Raw genomic sequence first — 5,959 nt, 5'->3', positions numbered from 1 at the left:
GCTCCCGGCCGGGCCCCCGCTCCCGGCCGTCCGGCGGCCACCGGCCGGACGAACGCCACGGCCCGTCCGGACACCACCCGCCGGACGGAGGCCCCCGCCCGGACAGCTCTTGCCGAAGGCAACCGGTCCGTGCAACCGTCCACCCGGGCGGACGATCTTGTGCGGATCTCCCTCGCGCTGCGCCGCTCCCCCCTCGTCAACGAAGCCCGCAGCCCCACGGCCCCGACGGAGAGCAGCAACCCATGAGCGCACCTTCCGGACCCTCCCGCACGTCCCGCACGTCCCACACCTCCCGCACCTCCCGCGCCGGTCTCCGGCGCCAGGCGGTGGTCGTCGGCGGAGGGTTCGCCGGGATGCTCGCCGCCGCCGCGTGCCGGGCGTTCGTGGACAAGGTGACCGTCGTGGAGCGCGACATCCTGCCGGCCGGCCCGCTCCCCCGCCGGGGACTGCCCCAGGCGCACCACGCGCACATCCTCTGGGAGGGCGGGGCGGACGCGATCGAGCGGCTCGTCCCGGGGGTGACGGGCCGGCTGCTCGACGCGGGCGCCCGGCGGATACCGCTGCCGACCGGGATGGTGTCGCTGTCGCCGGAGGGCTGGTACCGGCGCTGGCCGGAGTCGCACTACGTCCTGGCCTGCAGCCGGGATCTGCTGGACTGGACGATACGGGACCTGGTGCTGCGCGACCCGGGCGTCACCGTGGTCCCGAACACCGAGTGGCTGGGGCTCACCGGGGATCCCCGGCGGGTCGACGGTGTCCTGGTGCGCCGGGCGGACGGGGCCGAGGCGGCCATCGGCGCCGCGCTGGTGGTCGACGCCTCCGGCCGCGCCTCCCAGGGGCCGCGCCGGCTGGCCGAACTGGGGGCAGGACCCGTACGGGAGACGGCGCTCGACGCGGGCGTGGTGTACGCCAGCCGCTACTACCGCGCCCCGGCCGGCTCCGACGGCGGCCCGATCGTCACGATCCAGGGCGACCCCCGGGAGCCCGGACCCGCGCAGATCGCCACGATCATCCCGATAGAGGGCGGCCGGTGGCTGGTGAGCCTGTCGGGTACGCGTGGCGGGGAGCCCACCGCGGACGCGTCGGCGTATCTGGATTTCGCCAAAGGTGCCCGGCACCCGCTGGTGGCTCAACTCCTCGCCCACGCCGAGCCGTTGAGCGATATCGCGGTCACCCGGAGCACCGTCAACCGACGCCGGTTGTTCGAGCGGGACCGCCGTGCGCCGGAGGGATATGTGACCGTGGGCGACGCCGTCGCCGCCCTCAACCCCGTCTACGCCCACGGGCTGTCGGTCGCCGCGCTGGGAGCACTGGCGCTGCGGCGCGAACTGCGGCGCTCCGGGGTTACGGCGCCCGGCCTCGCCCGCCGGGCACAGCGCGCCATCGCCCGCCCCGCCGGTATCGCGTGGGGGCTCGCCACGGGACAGGACGTCTTCTATCCGGACGCGCGCGGCCGGACCCCGAACGCCGTGGACCGGCTGGCCCGCCGCTATGTGAACCGGCTCGTCGAGACCTCCACCGGCTCGTACCGGATGGCCAGGGCACTCACCGATGTGATGACGCTCCAGTGCGGGTTCGACCGGCTGGTGAGGCCCGATGTGATCGTCGCGGCGGTGCGCGGGCCGCTGCGCCCTCGGTTGGCGGGCCCGCCGCTGACACCCCGTGAGCGCGGTTTCCTCCGGTGGCGCGGCGGGTCCGGTGACGACGGGCCGGGGGCCACGTCCGGCGGCACCGCGCCGGAGGCAGGGGCGGGCGGGAACGGACCGGGGTCCGCGCCCGGCGGGAGCGGCCCGGAGCCCGGATCAGGACCGGACGTACGCTGAGCCTGTCCTGAAACGCCGCAACGTCTTCCGGACCCCGCGCGACAGCAACGAACCCTGGGTACGGTGTGGTCCCGCGCCGAGGCCGTCGACCGAGGGGAGTCACGTGGGCACCAGGAGCGATATGCGCCGGCTCCGCGACGAGTTGGCGCGTGCTCTCGAACAGGCGGCGCCGGACGGGCCCGATGAGGTGTTCGCCGCTCTCTGTGCCCGGCTCGGCGAGCACCGCGGCAGGCCGGTGGTGCTCCATCTGGTGGACTTCCCGCCCCAGACGGCCAGCGGACTGTACCTGGACATGGCCGACCGCGATGTCATCTGTGTGCAGGCGGACACCAGTCCCCTCCACCAACTGATCATCTTCGGTCATGAGGTCTGGCACATGATGGCCGGTCACCAAGGACAGCACACCGCCGCCCCGCCGCCGCTGGGGACGGCGGCGGACGGGCCCGCCGCCGCCGCGCGGCTGGTCGCGGACGGGCAGGGCCTGACCAGCGCCTCGGGCGCCGTACACGGCCTGGCGGCGCGCACGGACTTCCGGCAGACCCAGGAGAACGAGGCGGAGACCTTCGGTCTGGCCCTCGGCACCCGGCTGCGGAGCTGGCTGGAGCCGGCGCCGGACCCGACGGAGCACGACGAGGTCGCCCGGCGTCTGCGGGCATCGCTCGGACACCGCCGGGGCTGATGTGCGCAACAGCGACTACTACCTCCCGGCCGTCGCGCTCGGCATCGCCTTCGCCGTCAAGCTGCCCGCGCTGCGGCGCGGCTGGCGCGACCCCCTGGTGCGCTCGGTCCACTTCCTGCTCTGCACCGCGGCGGTCTGCTTCTTCTTCGCCGCCCCGCCCACCATCAGCGCGGTCAACCGGATCACCGGTGTGCCGAACTTCTCCGCCCCGCTGGTCTACTGCATCATGGGCACCTTCAGCTGCGCCTGCCTCGTCCTCATCGTCAACTGGCGCGGCGGGCCCCGCGAGCGGGTCCGGCGCAGCTCCCGGACATGGATCGCGGTGTACGCGGCGGCCGTCACCGCCGTTCCGGTGCTCTTCGTCCTCGGGGACGCGCCCGTCGAGCGGCTGCGGGACCTGGACACGTACTACGCCGGCACCCCCTTCATCCGGGAGATGATCGTCACCTATCTGGCGGCGCATATCGTCTCCGCCGTCGTGACGACCGCCATGTGTCTGCGCTGGGCACGGGTGGTGGGCCAGTGGCTGCGGCTGGGTCTGGTCGTGCTGGTGATCGGGTTCGTCCTGAATCTGTGCTTCGGACTCGCCAAACTGACCGCGGTCGTCGCCCGCTGGACGGGCCGGGACTGGGACGCGCTCAGTACGGCCCTGGCTCCGCCGATGGCCGCCGCCGGAGGTCTGATCACCACGGCCGGGTTTCTGCTGCCGCTGCTGGGCCCGCGGATCAGTGGCGTACGGCGGGCCTGGCTCACCTACACCCGGCTCGGCGCGCTGTGGCGGGAGGTGCGCCAGGAGCGGGGGGAGCCGGGCCCGCTGCCCAGCATTCCCTGGTGGGCACCGCCGGAACTGCGGCTCACGGTGCGCGAGACCCTGATCCACGACGAACTCCTCAGGCTCCAGCCGTATCTGGACGACGGCGTCCGGCGGCGGGCGTACGAGACGGCCATCGCCGCGCGGGCGACCGAGGAGCACGCGGGGACCGTGGGCGTCGCCGCGATGCTGGCCGCCGCCGTGGCGGCACGCCGGAGCGGTCCCGCGCCGGATGAGGACGCGGAGGGCGCCCGGACGGGGGCCGACGCGCTCACGGCGGCCCTGAGTCCGGGCCGCGAGCGGCTGGTCCGGCTGTCCGGAGCCCTGCGCTCGCCGTATCTCACCGATGGCGCCCGGCGGGAGACGGGGTCCGGCGGGCCGCCCCGGACCGCCGCCGGGGCGGTACCCCCCACGGACCGCACCCGGCCGGGGCCGGGGGGCACCACGGGCGGCCCGGAACCTGCCCGCGCGCGGCCCGCCGTCCCGCCACCGGCCCCGGCGGCCGAGGCCGGGCGCCCAGCGGAGACCTCACAGAACGCGGAGACCCCCACCCCATGACGCACTCCCCCCACACCGGCGCTTCCCCGTCGTCCGATCCCTCGCCGACTCCTTCGTCCGATCCTCCGCCGACTCCTTCGCCGATTTCTTCGCCGATTTCTTCGTCCGGCGCTGCGTCCACTCCCGCGTCCACTCCCGTGTCCGGCCCTGCCCCCGGCCCTCCCGCTGCCCGCTCCCCCCGCCGGGCGGTGGTCGTCGGTGGCGGACTGGCCGGGATGCTCGCGGCGGCGGTGCTGGCCGAGTTCACCGACGAGGTCACGGTCATCGAGCGCGATCTGCTGCCGGAGGGTCCCGCGCCGCGCACCTCGCTCCCCCAGGCCCGTCATGTGCATCTGCTGTGGTCCGGTGGTGCGCGCGCCTGTGAGCGGCTGCTGCCGGGTGTCACCGGCCGCTGGCTGGCCGCGGGTGCCCGTCGGGTACCGATGCCGACGGGCCTGGTGACGCTGACCTCGCAGGGCTGGCTGCCGCGCTGGCCCGAGATGGAGCACATGATCGCGTGCAGCCGCGATCTGCTGGACTGGGTGGTACGGGAGCAGGTGCTCGCGCTGCCGTCCGTCACCCTGCTCCAGGGCCATGAGATGCGCGGACTGGAAGGGACGGCCGCGCGTGTGACAGGTGTCCGGGTCGGCTCCGGGCGCGGGGCCGAGCGGAGTCTGGACGCCGATCTGGTGGTGGACGCCGCCGGCCGTGGCTCCCGGGCCACCGGCTGGCTCCGGGAGCTGGGCATCGACGGCATCGAGGAAGCGGAGGTGGACTCGGGCCTGGTGTACGCCACCCGGATCTACCGGGCGCCGGACGGCTGCCCGGACTTCCCCGTCGTCAATGTCCAGGCCGACCCCGAGGACGGGTCGCCGGGGCGGACCGCGACGCTCGTCCCGGTCGAGAACGGCCGCTGGATGGTGACGCTCTCGGGCACCCGGGGCGGTGAACCCTCCGCCGATCCGGCGGAGTTCGAGCCGTTCGCGCTCACCGCGACCCGGCATCCGGTGGTCGGTGAGCTGATCGCGGCGGCCTCCCCACTGGGGGACGGGAGCGTCACGCTCACCCGCAGCACCACCAACCGCCGCCGCTACTTCGAGAAGGCCGCCCACTGGCCGGACGGCTTCGTGGCGGTCGGCGACTCGGTGGCCACCTACAACCCGGTCTACGGGCAGGGGATGAGCGTCGCCGCGCAGGGGCTGCTGGAGCTGCGGACCGCCCTGCGGGACCATGGCCTGGCCGAGCCCGGACTCACCCGCCGCGTCCAGCGGGCCGTCGCCCGTCCGGTCTCGCTCGCCTGGGATCTGGCGACGTCGCAGGACATCCGCTACCCGGGAGCCCGGGGCGGCCGGCCGGGCCCGGGCTCCTCGCTCGCCACCCGCTATGTCAACCGGCTGGCGTACGCGGCGACCGGCCGCGCCCGGCTGGCCCGCGCGTTCCTCGGGGTCGTCACCCTCTCCGCGCCCGCGTCGTCATGGCTGCACCCGGACATCGTGGTGGGAGTGCTGCGCGGGCCGGGCCGGGGGCGGCTCCAGGGGCCGCCGCTCACCGCCCGTGAGCGTGAACACGCGGCGCGGGAGATCAACTCGCACCAGGAGCTGTGATACAGGTCACATCACAGGGTGATCCTGGAGTGTCCCATGGCCGAACTGCGTCGTAGGGCAAGAGGAGTTGACCAGCAGCAGCAGAGGAGCAACTCGATGTTCCCCACCGTCGAACAGTCGATCCCGGCCCAGCTCATCAGCGACGCCCCGCAGCCCGCGCAACTGGCGGTGTGTCTGACCTACAACGCCGACGACCCCCTCGCCGTCCGGATGTCGTTCCCCGCCGCCGTGTCCCTCAGCGGCATCGGTGTGACCTGGACGTTCGCCCGCGCGCTGCTCGACATGGGCCTGCGGGCCCCGTCGGGCACGGGCGATGTGCACATCTGGCCGTGCGACCGCACCCGGACCATGGTGGAGCTGCGGTCGCCCGAAGGGGTGGCCATGCTCCGGTTCGCCACCGGGCGACTGCGCCACTTCCTGCTCCACTCGTACGCCACGGTCCCCGCCGAGCTGGAGTCGCGCGCCCTGGACGTCGACGGCGCCCTGGCGGCACTGCTGCGAGGAG

Annotated in this window: 5 protein-coding genes and 1 pseudogene; all 6 read left to right on the top strand. The window is 74.4% G+C overall.

Translation table 11 applies throughout. The features are described 5' to 3' along the window. Positions 1-246, top strand: a pseudogene (locus tag ACWF94_RS30695) (hypothetical protein); the annotation flags it as partial. Continuing rightward, positions 243-1,823, top strand: coding sequence for an FAD-dependent oxidoreductase (locus tag ACWF94_RS30690; RefSeq protein ID WP_453495748.1), 1,581 nt, complete (start codon positions 243-245; stop codon positions 1,821-1,823). The pseudogene ACWF94_RS30695 and the gene ACWF94_RS30690, both read left to right, overlap by 4 nt. A gap of 103 nt (positions 1,824-1,926) precedes the next feature. Then, the gene (locus ACWF94_RS30685; protein ID WP_453495745.1) at positions 1,927-2,502 is read left to right on the top strand and encodes a hypothetical protein; all 576 of its coding nucleotides are present in this window, start codon (positions 1,927-1,929) and stop codon (positions 2,500-2,502) included. Position 2,503: 1 nt separating this feature from the next. Then, a complete protein-coding gene (locus tag ACWF94_RS30680; protein ID WP_453495742.1) occupies positions 2,504-3,871 on the top strand; it encodes an MAB_1171c family putative transporter in 1,368 nt (455 codons plus the stop codon). 137 nt (positions 3,872-4,008) lie between these two features. Continuing rightward, the gene (locus tag ACWF94_RS30675; RefSeq protein WP_453495739.1) at positions 4,009-5,454 is read left to right on the top strand and encodes an FAD-dependent oxidoreductase; all 1,446 of its coding nucleotides are present in this window, start codon (positions 4,009-4,011) and stop codon (positions 5,452-5,454) included. Between the two features lie 96 nt (positions 5,455-5,550). Beyond that, positions 5,551-5,959: SsgA family sporulation/cell division regulator (locus ACWF94_RS30670; protein WP_453495736.1), on the top strand; the 409-nt coding region annotated here is incomplete at its 3' end.

The organism is Streptomyces sp. NPDC055078, from assembly GCF_053607985.1.
The sequence above is the reverse complement of the archived record's forward strand: the minus strand, read 5'-3'. Positions and strand labels throughout refer to the sequence as shown.